17 protein-coding genes are annotated in these 16,309 nt (G+C 61.1%); 13 read left to right on the top strand and 4 right to left on the bottom strand.

The genetic code is table 11. From position 1 onward, the window contains the following. The first annotated feature begins 21 nt into the window (after nt 1-21). From ACE3OA_RS00580 to ACE3OA_RS00590, 3 genes are read left to right on the top strand one after another with little or no spacing between them, the layout of a single operon-like run. On the top strand, nt 22-1,182 hold the full coding sequence (locus ACE3OA_RS00580; protein WP_374306684.1) for an acyl-CoA dehydrogenase family protein: 1,161 nt from the start codon (nt 22-24) through the stop codon (nt 1,180-1,182). Between the two features lie 21 nt (nt 1,183-1,203). Then, nucleotides 1,204-2,064, top strand: a complete 861-nt coding sequence (locus ACE3OA_RS00585; protein ID WP_374306686.1) for a MaoC family dehydratase N-terminal domain-containing protein — start codon at nt 1,204-1,206, stop codon at nt 2,062-2,064. Next, nucleotides 2,058-2,882 carry a CoA ester lyase gene (locus ACE3OA_RS00590; protein WP_374306688.1) on the top strand — a complete coding sequence of 275 codons (825 nt, stop codon included), beginning with the start codon at nt 2,058-2,060 and terminating at the stop codon, nt 2,880-2,882. Before ACE3OA_RS00585 ends, ACE3OA_RS00590 begins: the two co-directional genes overlap by 7 nt. Nucleotides 2,883-2,903: 21 nt before the next feature. Here the strand turns inward: ACE3OA_RS00590 and arsB are convergent, their stop codons facing one another. Genes arsB through ACE3OA_RS00605 form a run of 3 tightly spaced genes read right to left on the bottom strand, consistent with a single transcriptional unit; the run spans nt 2,904 to nt 4,869 of the window. Continuing rightward, a complete protein-coding gene (arsB, locus tag ACE3OA_RS00595) occupies nt 2,904-3,968 on the bottom strand; it encodes an ACR3 family arsenite efflux transporter (protein WP_374306690.1) in 1,065 nt (354 codons plus the stop codon). 28 nt (nt 3,969-3,996) lie between these two features. Next, complete coding sequence (locus ACE3OA_RS00600) at nt 3,997-4,506, bottom strand: arsenate reductase ArsC (protein ID WP_374306692.1); 510 nt, start codon at nt 4,504-4,506, stop codon at nt 3,997-3,999. A 24-nt stretch (nt 4,507-4,530) separates the two neighbouring features. Then, nucleotides 4,531-4,869 carry an ArsR/SmtB family transcription factor gene (locus ACE3OA_RS00605; protein WP_374306694.1) on the bottom strand — a complete coding sequence of 113 codons (339 nt, stop codon included), beginning with the start codon at nt 4,867-4,869 and terminating at the stop codon, nt 4,531-4,533. Nucleotides 4,870-5,012: 143 nt separating this feature from the next. Between ACE3OA_RS00605 and ACE3OA_RS00610 the strand changes: the two genes are divergently transcribed. From ACE3OA_RS00610 to ACE3OA_RS00620, 3 genes are read left to right on the top strand one after another with little or no spacing between them, the layout of a single operon-like run. After that, on the top strand, nt 5,013-5,327 hold the full coding sequence (locus ACE3OA_RS00610; protein WP_374306696.1) for an ArsR/SmtB family transcription factor: 315 nt from the start codon (nt 5,013-5,015) through the stop codon (nt 5,325-5,327). A 57-nt stretch (nt 5,328-5,384) separates the two neighbouring features. Beyond that, a complete protein-coding gene (locus ACE3OA_RS00615; RefSeq protein ID WP_374306699.1) occupies nt 5,385-6,767 on the top strand; it encodes an NAD(P)-binding domain-containing protein in 1,383 nt (460 codons plus the stop codon). After that, nucleotides 6,764-7,969: an MFS transporter gene (locus ACE3OA_RS00620; RefSeq protein ID WP_374306701.1), complete on the top strand. Its 1,206-nt coding sequence runs from the start codon at nt 6,764-6,766 to the stop codon at nt 7,967-7,969. Before ACE3OA_RS00615 ends, ACE3OA_RS00620 begins: the two co-directional genes overlap by 4 nt. Before the next feature lie 6 nt (nt 7,970-7,975). Here the strand turns inward: ACE3OA_RS00620 and ACE3OA_RS00625 are convergent, their stop codons facing one another. After that, a complete protein-coding gene (locus ACE3OA_RS00625) occupies nt 7,976-8,797 on the bottom strand; it encodes a DeoR/GlpR family DNA-binding transcription regulator (protein WP_374306703.1) in 822 nt (273 codons plus the stop codon). A gap of 147 nt (nt 8,798-8,944) precedes the next feature. Between ACE3OA_RS00625 and ACE3OA_RS00630 the strand changes: the two genes are divergently transcribed. From ACE3OA_RS00630 to ACE3OA_RS00660, 7 genes are read left to right on the top strand one after another with little or no spacing between them, the layout of a single operon-like run. After that, entirely contained in the window at nt 8,945-9,721 is a 777-nt protein-coding gene (locus tag ACE3OA_RS00630; protein ID WP_374306705.1) for an SDR family NAD(P)-dependent oxidoreductase, read from the top strand. Nucleotides 9,722-9,729: 8 nt separating this feature from the next. Next, the gene (locus tag ACE3OA_RS00635) at nt 9,730-10,542 is read left to right on the top strand and encodes a carbohydrate ABC transporter permease (protein WP_374306708.1); all 813 of its coding nucleotides are present in this window, start codon (nt 9,730-9,732) and stop codon (nt 10,540-10,542) included. 47 nt (nt 10,543-10,589) lie between these two features. Continuing rightward, nucleotides 10,590-11,867 carry an extracellular solute-binding protein gene (locus ACE3OA_RS00640; protein ID WP_374306710.1) on the top strand — a complete coding sequence of 426 codons (1,278 nt, stop codon included), beginning with the start codon at nt 10,590-10,592 and terminating at the stop codon, nt 11,865-11,867. Nucleotides 11,868-11,890: 23 nt separating this feature from the next. Beyond that, entirely contained in the window at nt 11,891-12,790 is a 900-nt protein-coding gene (locus ACE3OA_RS00645) for a carbohydrate ABC transporter permease (RefSeq protein WP_374306712.1), read from the top strand. Nucleotides 12,791-12,803: 13 nt separating this feature from the next. Then, nucleotides 12,804-13,925, top strand: coding sequence for an ABC transporter ATP-binding protein (locus ACE3OA_RS00650; RefSeq protein ID WP_374306714.1), 1,122 nt, complete (start codon nt 12,804-12,806; stop codon nt 13,923-13,925). 41 nt (nt 13,926-13,966) lie between these two features. Beyond that, nucleotides 13,967-14,764, top strand: a complete 798-nt coding sequence (locus ACE3OA_RS00655) for a BtpA/SgcQ family protein (RefSeq protein WP_374306716.1) — start codon at nt 13,967-13,969, stop codon at nt 14,762-14,764. Nucleotides 14,765-14,773: 9 nt separating this feature from the next. After that, nucleotides 14,774-16,294: an FGGY-family carbohydrate kinase gene (locus ACE3OA_RS00660; RefSeq protein ID WP_374306718.1), complete on the top strand. Its 1,521-nt coding sequence runs from the start codon at nt 14,774-14,776 to the stop codon at nt 16,292-16,294. Nucleotides 16,295-16,309: the final 15 nt, after the last annotated feature.

The raw sequence follows: 16,309 nt of genomic DNA on the forward strand, positions 1-16,309 counted from the left end.
CACATTCAAAGGGTCTCTCTCTTGGTACAGAACGAAGCAAATCACAGTGACATTCGCGCTTCCGTCCGCAAGCTGTGCGAACAGTTTCCGGGCGAATACTGGCGGCGCCTGGATCGCGAAGCGGCTTATCCGAAGGAATTCATCGGTGCCTTGACGGAATCGGGCTTCCTCGCAGCGCTCATTCCGGAGGAGTTCGGCGGCGCCGGCCTGCCGCTTTCCGCGGCGGCCGCGATCCTGGAGGAAATTCAGCACGCCGGCTGCAATGGCGCCACATGCCATGCCCAGATGTACATCATGGGGACTGTCCTGCGGCACGGGTCGGACGCACAGAAGGCGGCCTATCTGCCCCCTATCGCCGCGGGTGAATTGCGGTTGCAAGCCTTCGGCGTGACGGAACCGACCAGCGGATCGGACACCACCTCCCTGCGCACGACCGCCGTTCGCGACGGCGACCACTATGTCATCAATGGCCAGAAGATCTGGACCAGCCGTGCCGAGTATTCCGATCTGATGCTGCTGCTGGCGCGGACGACGCCAAAGGACAAGGTGGAAAAACGCACAGACGGACTTTCGGTTTTCATTCTCGATATGCGCACGGCGCGGCATCAGGGCCTGACGATCCGCCCGATCCGAACGATGATGAATCATTCGACCACCGAAGTCTTCTTCGACAATGTCCGCGTGCCGACCTCCAATCTGGTGGGCGAGGAGGGGAAAGGGTTTCGCTACATCCTTTCCGGCATGAATGCGGAACGCCTGCTGATTGCAGCCGAATGCATCGGCGATGCCAAGTGGTTCCTCGACAAGGCGACTGCCTATGCGCGGGAGCGCACCCTGTTTGGCCGGCCGATCGGTCAGAACCAGGGCATTCAATTCCCACTGGCGCGTGCCTACGCCAATATGCGGGCGGCAGAATTGATGGTCCATGAGGGCATCCGCCTCTATGAAGCCGGTGCCAATTGCGGCGCCGAAGCCAATATGGCCAAGATGCTGGCGGCAGATGCCTCGTTTGAGGCAGCCAACGCCTGCATCCAGACTTTCGGCGGCTTTGGCTTTGCCGAGGAGTATGATGTCGAGCGCAAGTTCCGCGAAACCCGGCTCTATCAGGTGGCACCGATTTCAACGAATCTCATCCTCTCTTATCTCTCGGAACATGTGCTGCAATTGCCGCGGTCGTTCTGAGAAGTATGGGGACGCTACGACATGTCATTGGACAGCATTGATTTCACGCCCTGGATCGGCAGATCCGTCGAGGAAACGGACATCATCACCCCGCGCCTCCTGAACGAGTATCGGGTGACGTTCGATCCTTATCTCGCCAAACTGCCGGATCAGGAAGTGCCGCTTGGTTTTCACTGGTGCCTGTCGCCGTTTCTGGTGCCCTCAAATGATTTGGGCCCTGACGGGCATCCAGCCAAAGGCGGGTTCCTGCCGCCCGTGCCGTTGCCGCGTCGGATGTGGGCCGGCGGTCATGTCGATTTTCTGGCGCCGTTGCGCAGCGGCGATCATGTCCGTCGCCGCTCCACCGTCGCCAGCATCGATTTCAAGCAAGGCCGCAGCGGCGCGCTGTGCTTTGTCGGCGTACAGCACGAATATTTCTCGGACCGCGGCCTTGCTATCTCGGAGCAGCACAATATCGTCTACCGCGAGGCCCCGTCCTCAGCCGCCAAGTCACCTGAAGCATCGCTTCCTTTGGCAATGGCAGAGCCGGCCCTGGGCGGAAGCCATGAATCCTGGCTGATCGACCCGACCACGACCATGCTGTTCCGCTATTCCGCCATCACTTTTAATGGCCACCGCATCCATTACGACCAGCCCTATGCAACAGCCGTTGAGGGCTATGCGGGGCTGGTCGTCCATGGGCCCATTCAGGCGACCTTGATGCTCAATCTGGCAGCATCTCAGCGCCGGGTTCCACCGCGTCATTTCAGCTATCGGGGCCTGGCGCCGTTGGTTGCTGGCAAGGCCTTCGAGGTGCGGGCTGCATTTGATGGAGAGAAAGCGGATTGCCTGACGAGGGTGCCCGGCGGCCCGATCAATATGCAGGGAGAGGTCAAATGGTAGCCAACTTCCACCCCCCGATCGTTCCCTTGTTCGTGCCGGGCGACCGGCCGGAACGTTTTGCCAAGGCCGCGCAAAGTGGCGCCGATGCGGTGATCCTTGATCTGGAAGACGCGGTATCGCCGGATCACAAGGCCTTGGCTCGGGCCAATCTAAGCAAGCACGACATTCGCGGCCTGCCGGTGATCATCCGCATCAATGCCTGCGATTCCCCCTGCTTCGACGAGGATCTGGCAGCTCTCGGCAGCGTGCCATTTTCGGCAATCATGTTGCCGAAGACGAATGGGGCGGTGGATGTGAAAGCCGTCCATGAAGGTCTCGGCCGCATCGTGCCGGTCATTCCATTGATCGAAACAGCGGCCGGTCTGGCGAGCCTGCCGGAAATCATGGGCGCGTCCGGCGTAGCGATCGTCGCTTTCGGTGCCCTCGACTATGCTGTGGATCTTGGCTGCAATCCAGGGTGGGACGCATTGCTGATGGCGCGCAGCGAAATCGTTTTCAGGTCGCGGCTTGCCGGCCTCGCGGCGCCCATCGACGGCGTGACCACCGTGCTGGATGATCCAGATGTCGTGCAGGCCGATGCCGAACGGGCCATCTCTCTTGGATTTGGTGGCAAGCTGATGATTCATCCACGTCAGATCGCGCCAGCCTTGAAGGCTTTCCTGCCCGATCAACAGGCCCTGACGTGGGCGCGCCAAGTCATTGAATTGGCGGGCGAGGGTGGTGCCGTGCAGATGAACGGTATGATGATCGACCGGCCGGTGCTGGAGCGCGCCCGCCGCATCGTCTCTCTCTCATACAGCTTCGGCGATCGCATCTGAGCGGTTGGGCATATCCGTCAGCTATCTGCGCGGCGAGATCCCGGGCGCATTGCGTCTGACGGCCGGGCCGCCTTCGTACCAATTCTTGCTGGCATTGGCGATCTTTACGACGGATAGCATCACCGGCACTTCAATCAATACGCCGACGACGGTCGCCAGTGCGGCGCCCGAATGGAAGCCAAACAGGCTGATGGCGGCTGCCACGGCGAGCTCGAAGAAGTTGCTGGCACCGATCAGCGCCGATGGTGCCGCCACGCAATGCGCCTCGCCGCTCCAGCGGTTGAGGAGATAGGCGAGGCCGGCGTTGAAGTAGACCTGGATGAGGATGGGAACGGCCAGCAAGGCGATGATCGCCGGCTGTGCGATGATCTGCTCACCCTGGAAGCCGAACAGCAGAACCAGCGTCGTCAAGAGGGCCAGCAGGGAGATCGGCTGAAGTACGGCCAACATGCGCTGCAAAGCCAAATCGCCGCCGGTGCCGAGCAGGCTGCGGCGGAGCAACTGGGCGATCGCTACCGGGATGACGATATAAAGGGCGACCGAGAGCAGCAGGGTATCCCAGGGCACCGTGATCGCCGACAGGCCAAGGAGCAGCCCGACGATCGGCGCAAAGGCGAAGACCATGATGGTGTCATTGAGCGCCACCTGGCTCAGCGTGAAATGCGGCTCGCCGTTGGACAGGTTGCTCCAGACAAAGACCATGGCAGTGCAGGGCGCCGCCGCCAGCAGAATCAATCCGGCGATGTAGCTGTCGATCTGATCGGCAGGCAAATAAGGCTGGAACAGCCAACCGATGAAGAGCCAGCCGAGGGCCGCCATGGAGAATGGCTTGACCGCCCAGTTGATGAAGAGGGTCACGCCGATGCCGCGCCAATGCTCGCGCACGCGACCGAGGGCCGCAAAGTCGATCTTCATCAGCATCGGAATGATCATCAGCCAGATCAGGAGTGCCACTGGCAGGTTGACCTTGGCGATTTCGGCCGACCCAATAGCCTGGAAGGCGGCTGGCAGGAAGTGACCCAGGGCAATTCCAGCGATGATGCAAAGACCGACCCAGAGCGTCAGATAGCGTTCAAAGAGGTTCACAAGCAGACTTTCCGGTTGCCCCGAAGGGTCAGGCTGTTTGGGTGAAGTTCCGGCCGATTTCGCTGAGGCGCTGCTGCAGGCTGAGCCTGTCCAGCGATTTCATCGGTAGGCTGGCAAAGATGCTGATCCGATTGGCCAGCATGCGATAGGTGTCGGCAAAAGCAAGATGCCGCTCGGCCTCGCTGCCTTCCACTGCTGCCGGATCCGGTAATCCCCAATGGGCGCTCATCGGCTGACCGGGCCAGACCGGGCATACCTCGTTGGCCGCGTTGTCGCAAACCGTAAAGACGAAATCCATGACAGGCGCGCCGTCGGCGGCGAATTCATCCCAATTCTTGGAACGCAATTCCTCGACCGGATGGTTCATCTTCTTGAGCAGGCTTATGGCGAATGGATGCACCTCGCCCTTCGGCTGGCTGCCGGCGCTGAAGGCCCTGAAGCGGCCTTGGCCCTCGCGGCTGAGTATACTCTCAGCCAGAATGCTGCGGGCCGAGTTGCCCGTACAAAGAAAGAGTACGTTATAGACGCGTTCGGACATATCGCACCTCAGAGGTCGGATGGTTCAGGAACAGCAGGGCGATAGCGCCGCCGCCAGAAGCTTGTTGCAGTCCCTGGACTTGCCGTTGCAGCAATCCTTGACCAGGAATTCGAGCAGGCCCTTGATGCCATCCAATTCGGCTGCGTAGTAGATGGTACGACCGTCGCGATCAGACCGCGTCAGGCCTGCCCGCGTCAGAATGGCGAGATGCGTGGACATGGTGCTGGCCGGCACGCCGAATTTCTCTGCCAGGTCGCCAGCCGGCATGCCATCCGGCAGGCATTGCATGAGCAGGCGAAATACATCCAGGCGCGTTTCCTGGGCGAGAGCGGATAGGGCAGAAATAGCAGTTTTCGTTTCCATATTTCGATAATCATAGAAATGTGAGTGACCTGTCAAGGCGACGCATGTGAAGATTCCATGACCATTGGAGGTGACCGGCAAATATTTCGATAATTCTCGAAATTGTGCTTGACGGTCGCGCGTCGGATCTTCATGTTATTTCCATGAAAATCGAAATAGCAGCTCAGCAATTGTCGTCCCTCGGCAACCCGATCCGGCTCGAACTTTATCGCGCCCTGGTTCGGGCCGGCGCCGAGGGTCTCTCTTGCGGCCATCTCCAGGAGAAACTGGAGATTGCGGCTTCGACCCTGTCGCATCATATCCGCCACCTGATGTCGGCCGGGCTCATCTACCAGGAGCGACAGGGCACGACCTTGGTATGTCATGCCCACTATCCAACGATGCAAAGCCTGGTTGGCTATCTGGTCGACGAGTGCTGCATGGACGCCAAGTGCAAGCCGAAAGGCAAGGCTGCCTGATCGGCCTCTTTTTTTGCCCAGATATTTCGAATAAGTTGGAAATAGAGGAGATGCAAGATGACCTCCCTTGAGAAACTACCGGTCGCCATCATTGGCGCAGGCCCGATCGGTCTTGCTGCCGCGGCGCATCTTGCCGAACGCGGCCTTGCCTTCAAGTTGTACGAGGCCGGCGCGAGTGTCGGTGCCAATATCCTCAGTTGGGGCCATGTCCGCGTCTTTACGACCTGGGAGCAGAATGTCGACACGGCATCTCGCCGGCTGCTGGAGCGCCGTGGCTGGAAATTGAAGCGACCCGACGCGCTCCCCACGGGGGAAGAGCTCGTACGCGACTATCTGCAGCCCTTGGCCGATCTGCCTGAACTCAGCAGCCATATTGAGACAGGCGCCAGGATCGTCGCAATTTCGCGTGCGGGGCTCGATAAGGTGACCAGCAAGGGGCGCGAGACCAAACCCTTCGAGTTGAGAGTCGAAACGGCGAAGGGCGAACGGCGAGTTGATCTCGCCAGAGCGGTCATCGATGCGTCCGGCACCTGGCAGAATCCGAACCCGCTCGGTGCCTCGGGACTGAAGATCCAGGGAGAAGAAGCCTTCGTTGATCGCATCGCCTATGGCATGCCGGATGTGCTGGGCGCGGGCAGGGCGGACTATGCTGGCCGCCGCGTGGCCGTGGTCGGCGGCGGCTACTCGGCGATCAATGTGCTGCTCGACCTCATCCGGCTGGCGGAAACCGAACCGGGCACGAAGGCGGTCTGGGTGGTGCGCGGCACGAACATGAACCGCATCTATGGCGGCGGCTCGGCCGATGAATTGGAAGCGCGTGGTGCCCTTGGCACCAAGCTGAAACAGTTGGTCGCGCAGGGCCAAATCGAACTTGTTACCGGCTTTTCAGCGACGTCCCTTCGCGAACATGCGGACAGTCTGCAACTGATCGGAAACACAAGCGGTGGGGAACGGGCATTGGCGCCGGTCGACCAGATCATTGTGGCAACTGGACAGAGGCCCAATCTGGAGATCACGCGCGAACTCCGCCTGGAACTCGACCCGTGGCTGGAGGGTGTGAAGGCTTTGGGACCACTGATCGATCCCAATCTGCATTCCTGTGGATCGGTGCCGCCGCATGGGCATAGGGAAACATCGCATCCCGAGCCCGGCTTCTACACGATCGGCGTCAAAAGCTATGGCCGGGCCCCGACCTTCCTGTTGCTTACCGGCTATGAACAGGCGCGCTCCGTGGCGGCGGCTCTTGCCGGCGATATGAAGGCTGCGGACGATGTCCATCTTGTACTTCCCGAGACGGGGATCTGTTCGACCGACAGTGCCGCCGACGCGGTCGGTTGCTGCGGCGGGCCGGCCCCGGTTGAAAGCAATGCCTGCTGTGTTGCCGATGTCGTCGCCAAATCAGCCGGCAAGTCCGGATGCGGTTGCGGCGAGGCCGCTTGAATAAGGGCATCACAGGCGCGGCGAGCATAAAGACCTCGCCGCATCTGGTTGTACCGGTTCTTGGCGTGACCCAGATCCTCGCTTGGGGTTCATCCTATTATCTTCCAGCGGTGCTTGCAAAACCCATCTCCATCGATACCGGATGGTCCTTGTCCTGGGTCGTCGGCGGGCTTTCGCTGGGATTGCTGACGGCTGGTCTCGCGTCGCCTTTCATCGGCCGGAAGATACGGCAATATGGCGGGCGTCCGATCCTTGCCGTCAGTGCAATCCTGCTGGCTGTTGGCTTGTTCAGCCTTTCCCTTGCATCCAGCTTGCCCATTTTTCTCATGGCCTGGCTGGTCATTGGCCTCGGCATGGGGGCCGGGCTCTATGATCCGGCCTTTTCCACGCTGGGGCATATCTACGGCGAGGGCGCGCGCCCGATGATCACGAGCCTGACCCTCTTCGGCGGCTTCGCCAGCACCGCCTGCTGGCCCTTTTCGGCCTTTCTGGTCTCGGAGCTCGGCTGGCGAGGAGCTTGCGCGACATATGCGCTGATCCATCTCGGTCTTTGCCTGCCGCTCTATCTCTTCGCTCTGCCGCACGGATCGGCCAGGCAGAACCGCACAACAAATGCCGCCGAAGCGACCATCGAGGCTGTTCCCGTACAGCAATCGACCCGCTCGACCTTCATTCTGCTGGCCGCAACCATCATGATCGGCTCTACGGTATCGACGGTGATCTCGGTTCACCTGCTCACCATCCTGCAGGCGCGGGATATCACGCTCGCTGCCGCGGTTGCCTTTGGCACTTTGGTCGGTCCGTCGCAGGTCGGCGCGCGCTTCGTCGAAATGCTGATCGGGAAATACCATCACCCGATCTGGACCAAGCTGGTCTCCGTCTCGGCGGTGGCGGTCGGTCTTGGGCTGTTATGGGGCGGCTTGCCCTTCGTTTTCCTGACCCTGATCTTCTATGGCGCCGGCATCGGCCTGGAATCCATTGCACGCGCTACCTTGCCGCTGGTCCTGTTCGGGCCTGACGATTATGCGCCGATCATGGGGAAACTGGCCCGCCCCAGTCTGATGGCCCAGGCCGCAGCACCTTCCGTCGGCGCCCTGATGATCGAATATTGGGGCGCTCACGCTGCACTGGGGATTGTCGTCGGCGTGGCGCTCTTCAACGTCCTCCTGGCGCTCGCGCTTTACGCTCGCACCCGGCGGTAGGTCTTTTCACTGAGTGCCAGCCGTCTCGGCCACGATGATTGAGACATTGGCGCGTTCCAGCGCATCGCGCAGGGCCGCGGGCGGCGGTGCGTCGGTGATCAGGATATCGACCTCTTCCAGCGCACCGACACGCGCCATGGAAAGGCGGCCGAACTTGGAGGAATCGCATAGGGCGACGATCTGGGCAGCGCGCTCGATATAGACGCGCTTGATCTCGGTATCCTCCAGCGAATAATCGAACAGGCCCTGGTCGGTGAGGCCCGAAAAGCCGATGAACGCCTGATCGAACCAGTAATGTCGCAGCTGGGCGATGGCAATCGAGCCGTGGACCGACAGCTCTTTGGCGCGCAACTGGCCGCCAGGCAGATAAACGGCGGCCGGTCCCTCCGCCAACAAGGTCGCGGCGCGGACATTGTTGGTGAAGATCTTGATATCGGCACGCGTCGCTAACTGGCGCGCCAGCTCCAAGGTCGTCGTGCCGACATCGATGCCGATCGTGGCGCCCGGGCGGACCAGCGCTGCGGCGGCGGCACCGATCCGCGTCTTGGCGTCGGCATTGCGCCGGCGCCGCGCCTCGAAGGTCGGTTCGTCGCTGTCGAAGCTCTCGGCCGAACTGAGCTTGCCCGCCAGCGCCCCGCCATGGGTCCGCACCAGCAGGCCCTGATTTTCCAGCCGGGTCAGGTCGCGCCGCACGGTGATCTCGGACACGCCGAGTTCGGCAGCGATCTCGCTGACGGCCGCAAATCCACGGCGTTCGACGAAATCGCGCAGCAAGCCGTCGCGAATCGTCACCTGGGCGCGCGCTGGGGCAGCGGTTTTAGCGGTCATTCGAATCGGACACCGACATGATCATTTTCGATCATACTAGCGACGATCCAATAAAAATCCAGCCTCAGGGCTTGCCAACGTGAGCCCACCTCGATATTAATGATCGAAATCGATCTAAAATGATCGAAAACGAAAGGCATGACAGGGATGCTGAAGGAGTTAGCGGGCAAGCGTGCCATCGTCACCGGTGGGGCGACGGGCATCGGGCTGGCGATCGCGCGCCAGTTTCATGATGCCGGCATGCGTGTGGCGATCGCCGATCTCGATGAAGCCGGCGCAATTGCCGCCGCGAAGGGTCTGGGGGATCAGCATATCGGTCTCAAGATCGACGTCCGCGACCGCGCCAGTGTCACCGCCGCTTTTGTAACCATCATCGAGCGTTTTGGTGGTTACGACATCCTTGCGGCCAATGCCGGCGTGTCGTCGATGAAACTCGTCACCGACCTCACGGACGAAGACTGGGATTTCAATTTCGACGTCAACGCCAAGGGCATCTTCCTCACCAATCAGGCGGCGGTGCGGCATTTCCTGGCCGAGAAGCGCCAAGGGGTCATCGTCAATACGGCATCCCTTGCCGGCAAATGGGGCGCACCCTGGCTGGCGCATTATTCCGCCAGCAAGTTTGCGGTGGTCGGTTTCACCCAGGCGCTCGCGCGCGAGATGGCGCCGCATGGTATCCGCGTCAATTGCGTTTGCCCCGGTTTCGTCAAGACCGGCATGCAGTCGCGCGAAGTGGAGTGGGAGGCGAAGCTGCGACAGATGTCGCCCCAGGCCGTGATCGACGACTATATCAACCAGACACCGATGGGCCGCCTGGAGCAGCCGGAAGATGTCGCCAAGACCGTGCTTTTCCTGGCCAGCGATCTTGCCGGCTTCGTCACCGGCGAGGCACTCAATGTCACCGGCGGCGTCAGGATGGATTGAGGCACATCATGCGACCGGGCTGGCGCCATATCGTTCCGCATATCGTGCTTTCGGTCTTCTCGTTGTGCATTCTGCTGCCGCTGATCTGGGTTTTGCGCGTCAGCCTCACCGACAAGCTCACCGCCTATAAGATTCCGCCCGAAATCGGTCATCTGGGGCTCGAAAACTATGTCGAAATCTTCTCGAAATATCCGTTTGAGCGCTGGTTTCTGAACAGCCTGATCGTGGCGCTGGCGTCGACGGCCATTGCTTTGCCGCTGGCCACGGCCATGGCCTATGCCTTCGCGCGTTTCAATACGGGCGGCGCCTTCCTGCGTCTCGGCGTTCTGGCCAGCCAGATGCTGCCGCCGATCATCCTGGTCCTGCCGCTCTTCACCCTGTTTTTCAGTACCGGCCTGATGCAGACCCATCTCGGTCTCATCCTGTCGCATCTCACCATCAGCTTGCCGTTTCTTGCCTGGATGCTGGTCTCGTTCTTTGAAGGGGATTCGGCGAGTCTTGAAGAAGCGGCGCGCATCGACGGTGCCACGCGCTGGCAGGCCTTCATCAAGATTGCTGTGCCGGTGGCGGCGCCGGGTATCCTCGCTGCCGGTCTCCTCGGCTTCATCCTCAGTTGGAACGAGTTTCTCTTTGCGCTTGTCTTGAGCGGCGCTGACAGCCAGACCCTGCCGATCGGGCTTGCCAGCATGGAAACTCATGCCGGCGTCGAGATCGCGCCGCTCGCCGCGGCGACCGTGGTCTCGCTGCTGCCGATCTTCGCGCTGCTGCCGTTCCTGCGCAAATATCTGATCAAAGGCTTGTCATTGGGTGCCCTGAAATGACGAGCCCGCGCGCCTTGTCGTGGGGCCTATAAAAGGGAGGTTGGATCATGCTCAAGAAACTGCTTCTGGGCTCGGTAATGGCCCTGAGCTTTGTCGGATCGGCCGCGGCCGAGACGGTGAACATCCTGATGGAAGGTGTCCCGGACACTGAATACGTCAAGGCGCTGGTGCCCGAATTCACCAAGGAAACCGGCATCGACGTCAATCTTGAAGTGGTCAATTATGCCGAAATGCACACCAAGCTGGTCCCCCAGCTGGTGGCGCCCAAGGGCAGCTATTCGGCCATCGTGGTCGATTTCTACTGGGTCGGCGAGTTCGCCAAGGCCGGCTGGATGCAGCCGCTCGACGAGCGCATCAAGGCCGACAATGTCGACACGTCCGTTTACGTGCCGGCGTTGATGGATCTCGTCGGCAAGGTCGACGGCACCACCTATATGCTGCCCTTCTACAATTACGCGATGGGTCTTACCTATCGCACCGACCTTCTGGCGGATGCAAAGAACCAGGCCGATTTCAAGGCCAAGTACAATATGGATCTGCGCGTGCCCCAGACCTGGGATGAATATCTGAAGCAGGTCGAGTTCTTCACCAAGGACGGCTTCTACGGTGTCGTCAACCAGGGCCTGCGCCCTGATCCGATCGCCATGGAATGGTCGAACTATCTCTTTGCCAATGGTGGCGAATATCACGATGCCAATTGGAAGCCGACGCTGAACACCGAGGCCGGTGTGAAGGCGCTGGAGCAATATACGACCGCGATCAACAAATATGGCCCCGTCGGCTCGGCAAGCTTCGGCTTCGACGAGGCCTTCAATGTGATGGCCCAGGGCAAGGCCTATAGCTACATCACCTACAACTTCTTCCGCACATCCTATGACGACCCCAAGAAATCGGCGGTTGTCGGCAAGGTCGAGATCATGCCGGTGCCGGGCGTCTCGCCTGACAAAGGCGGCAGCTTGAACGGTGCCTGGGGTTGGGCCATTCCGAAATCGAGCCCGAACCCGGACGCGGCCTGGACCTTCCTGAAATGGGTGGAGTCGAAGGAGATCGCCAAGAAGCGAGCACTTGCCGGCGGTTCGCCGACGCGCACGGATGTGTTTGATGATCCGGACGTGCTGGCCAAGTACCCCTATTACCCGGCGCTGAAGAAGCTCCTCCTCACCAGCCATAATTTCGCTGTCTTCACCTACACCCCGCAATTGGTGGAAGTGCTTGGCCGTGAACTGAGCCTTGCCGTGGCCGGCGAGAAGAGCCCGCAGGACGCCTTGGCCGCGATCGAGGTCGAGTTCACCGAACTCGCCAAGAAAGACGGCAAGTTGCAGTAACGAGACGAAACGGGGAAGCAGGCATGATGGGCAGGATGGGACAAGCAGCCACCGCAGCCGACCGGCGCGACCGCCGGTTCGGCTACGCCATGGCGAGCCCCAGCCTGATCGTGCTGTTTCTCATCATCCTCTTCCCCGTTCTTTCGGCTCTCTTTACGTCTCTCCACGAATACACGCTGATTGCGCCGAACTTCGACACCTTCACCGGACTGACGAATTTCAAGCTGGCCCTGGCCGATGCCGAATTCCGTCACTCCGTCTGGCTGACCATGCGTTTCGTCGTCGGCGTGGTGGCGCTCGAATTCATCATCGGCTTTGCCGTCGCCCTGATGCTCAACAAGGTCGAGCGTTTCAAGCCGGTCTATTATGCCATCCTGCTTTGCCCGCTGCTGATGAATCCGGTCATCGTCGGTCTCATCTGGCGCATGTTCCTGCATCCGAATCTCGGCATCGTGAACTATCTGCTGGGCACGATCGGCATCAGCCCGGTCAATTGGCTGGGTGACACCAAGGTCGCGATCTGGACGGTCATTCTGGTCGATATCTGGCACCAGGTCTCATTTATGATCGTGCTGCTGCTGGCCGGCCTCTCCTCGCTCCCCAAGGAGCCCTATGAGGCGGCGCGGATCGACGGCGCCAATGCCTTCCAGTGCTTCATTCATATCACCCTGCCGATGATGCGGACGGTGATCGTGGTGACACTGCTCATCCGGCTCATCTTCGCGGTGAAGACCTACGATCTCATCTACATCATGACGCGCGGCGGTCCCGGAACGGCGACCGACTTCGTCAGCTATTTCATCTATCGGACGGCCTTCGTCAGTCTCAACATCGGCGAAGCATCCGCCATGTCGATCATCCTGCTGACGGCCATTCTGGGCCTCACCGCCTATCTCTATCGCTACATGCGTTCGCTGAATTAAGGATAAGCTGTCCATGGCCGGCATTGAGCTAAAGAACATCAGCAAGGTCTATGGCGGCTCGGTCGTTGCCGTTGACGATATCAGCCTGGAGATCAAGGACGGCGAGTTCATGATCTTCCTGGGCCCGTCCGGCTGTGGAAAATCCACCACCTTGCGCATGATCGGCGGGCTCGAATCCATTTCGAAGGGAGACCTGTTCATCGGCGGTAAGCGGATGAACGATGTCGACCCGGCCGACCGCGATATCGCCATCGTTTTCCAGAACTATGCGCTCTATCCCCACATGACGGTGGCCGGCAATCTCGGCTTCGGCCTGAAGCTGCGCGGGGTCGAGAGGGGCGAGATCGAGCGTCGCATCAAGGCGATTTCCGCCATGATGGGCATCGAGCCGCTGCTCGAACGCAAGCCGGCGCAGCTCTCCGGCGGCCAGCGCCAGCGTGTGGCTCTGGGGCGCGCCCTGGTGCGCGAACCACAGGCGTTCCTGCTCGACGAGCCGCTCTCCAATCTCGACGCAAAATTGCGTGCCGCCATGCGTACCGAACTCATCAAGCTGCATCACAAGGTGGGAACGACCATCATCCATGTCACCCATGACCAGATCGAAGCCATGACGATGGGCCAGCGCATCTGCATCATGAAGGATGGTCATATCATCCAGGTCGGCGCTCCCCTGGAGGTCTATCGCAACCCGGCCAACACCTTCGTTGCCGGTTTCCTTGCCAGCCCGCCCATGAACCTGGTGGCGGGCGGCCTGGACAGTGCAGGCCAGGGTGGGCTCGACGCTGTCGTCGGGGCGGCCCGTCTACCGATCCCGCAGGCTTTCCGTCTCGGTTATGCCGGCCATGCCGGAAAGGCGGTGACCGTCGGACTGCGTCCAGAAGATTTTCACCTTGCTCCCATGGGCGAGCGGTCGACACCCGTCGCTGTCCAGGCCGTCGCTGTCGAATTGCTGGGTCCGGAAGTCATCCTGGTCGCGGAGCTTGGCGGGGCCGGCGGTCCGGAAGTCATGGCCCGCATGCCGCGCGACTTCCTGGCACGTCCGGGCGCGGCACTCACCCTCCATTACGACCTCACCCAGATGCATCTCTTCGACGCGCAGACCGGCAATGTCCTGCCCCGCCCGCAGATCGTCTGACATCAAATCGCCTGACATTTTTTGAAAGCAGAGAGTCCAGCATGATCAAGACAACTTTCGGCAGCCACAAGCCTATCATCGCCATGATTCATTTCGGCCCCCTGCCGGGCTCGCCGCTCTATGACAAGGATGGCGGCATGCAGAAGCTGATCGATCTGGCGGCAGCGGATATCGCGGCCCTGCAGGAGGGCGGCGTCGATGCCGTCATGTTCGGCAATGAAGGCGACCGGCCCTATCTCCTCAAGGCCTCGCCGCAATCCCTGGCCGCCATGTCCTTTGCCGTGGGCGAACTGAAGCGGACGATCAAGATCCCCTTCGGTGTCAATTACCTCTGGGATCCGGTCGCCAGCGTCGCCCTGGGCATCGCCAGCGGTGCGCGCTTCGTGCGCGAGATCTTCACCGGCGTCTATGATTCCGACATGGGCTTGTGGGCGCCGGATGCAGCCAGCGCCGTGCGGCTGCGCGCCGATTGCAACCGTGCCGATCTGAAGCTGATGTACAACATCAATGCGGAATTTGCCTCGCCCATCGGCGACCGTTCCATCGCCGCCCGTGCCAAGAGCGCCGTCTTCTCGTCGCTCGCCGATATCGTGCTGGTTTCCGGCCCGATGACCGGCGAGGCGGTCGAAACCGGCAATCTGAAGAAGGTCAAGGACGTCCTGCCGGATACCCCCGTTTTTGCCAATACAGGCGTCAATATCGACAATGTCGCGGATATCCTGGGCATCGCCGACGGCGCCGTGATCGGCACGCATTTCAAGGTTGATGGCGATACCTGGAAGGCGGTCGACAAGGCACGCGTCAGCCGCTTCATGGACAAGGTGCGCAAGATCCGCTGAGATACCGGCATGACCTATCTCCTCGGCCTCGACATCGGCACGACATCGACCATCGGTATCATCATCGATACCGAGGGCAACTCCCTGGCCGTTGAAAGCCGGCCGGTGACGCTTCATGCCGATCATGCCAACTGGTCCGAGGAAGATCCGGCACAATGGTGGGCGAATGTCGGCGAGATCTGCCGCGCTCTCCTCGCCAAGACCGGCATTGCCGCTGCCGATATCGCCGGAATCGGCGTCACCGGCATGCTGCCGACAGTGATCCTGCTGGATGAGGCCGGCCGGCCCCTGCGCCGCAGCATCCAGCAGAACGATGCCCGTGCCACCAGCCAGCTGGATCAATTCCGCCAGGGCATGGATGAGGCGCGGTTCCTCGCCCTCTCCGGCACGGGCTACAGCCAGCAATTGGTCGGGCCCAAACTGATGTGGCTGCGCGAAAACGAGCCGGAGAATTTTGCCCGTGCCCGTCAGGTCGTGGGGGCCTCCGACTACATCACCAGCCAACTGACCGGTACGATCCAGGTCGAGCACAATTGGGCGCTGGAATCGGGTTTTGTGGAAGTAGCAACCGGGCGATATCACCCGGAACTGATCGGCCTGAGCGGCGTTGATCCCGCTCTGCTGGCGCCAATCCGCAAGAGCCACGACGTGGTGGGGAACCTCACGACGGCTGCCGCTTCTCACACCGGTTTGAAGGCAGGAACGCCGGTGGTGGCGGGCTGTGCCGATCATGTCGCCTCGGCCTTTGTCTGTGGCGCTTCACGCAATGGCGACCTGGTACTGAAATTCGGCGGGGCAGGCGACATTCTCCTTTCTTCCGACAAGCCGGTGGCCGACCGACGCCTCTTCCTTGACTATCACATTGTTCCCGGCCTCTATTTCCCGAATGGCTGCATGGCGTCGAGCGGCAGCTTCCTCAACTGGGTCGTGGCCAATTGGGGTGGCGGTGCCCGCGATGAGGCGAAGGCCGCTGGCCTTTCGACCCATCAATGGCTCGACCGCAAATCGGCCGAAATCGGCGCCGAGAGCAGCATCCTGTTCCTGCCCTATTTCCTGGGTGAAAAGACGCCGCTCAACGATCCGCATGCACGCGGCACCCTGGTGGGGCTGGGGCTCAACCATGACATCCGCCATGTCTGGCGCGCCGCCCTCGAAGGCGTCGTCTTCGGTTTTCGCCATCATGTCGAGACCTTCCACGAGCTCGGCCTCAAGACGCACCGGGTTTTTGCTGCCGACGGTGGTGCGGCGAGCGACCTGTGGCTGCAGATCGCTGCAGACAGCCTAGGCATGCCGGTGACGCGCATCGATCGCCATCCGGGGTCGTCGCTGGGTGCTGCCTTCGTCGCGGGCTATGGCGTCGGCCTCATCAAGGAATGGTCGGCGATCGAACGTTACGTGGCCCCCGGCCGCACTTTCATGCCGATGCCGGCCAGTCAATCCGTGCTCAATCGGAAATATCTGCTGTGGCGCGACCTCTATCGCCGCTTGCAGCCCTTCTACCCGGCCCTGGCGGACATCGCCCCGGCCTGAGCGGGATTGGTTCGC

Origin of the sequence: Dongia sp., from assembly GCF_041906375.1 — a bacterium.
Lineage (GTDB): Bacteria > Pseudomonadota > Alphaproteobacteria > Dongiales > Dongiaceae > Dongia.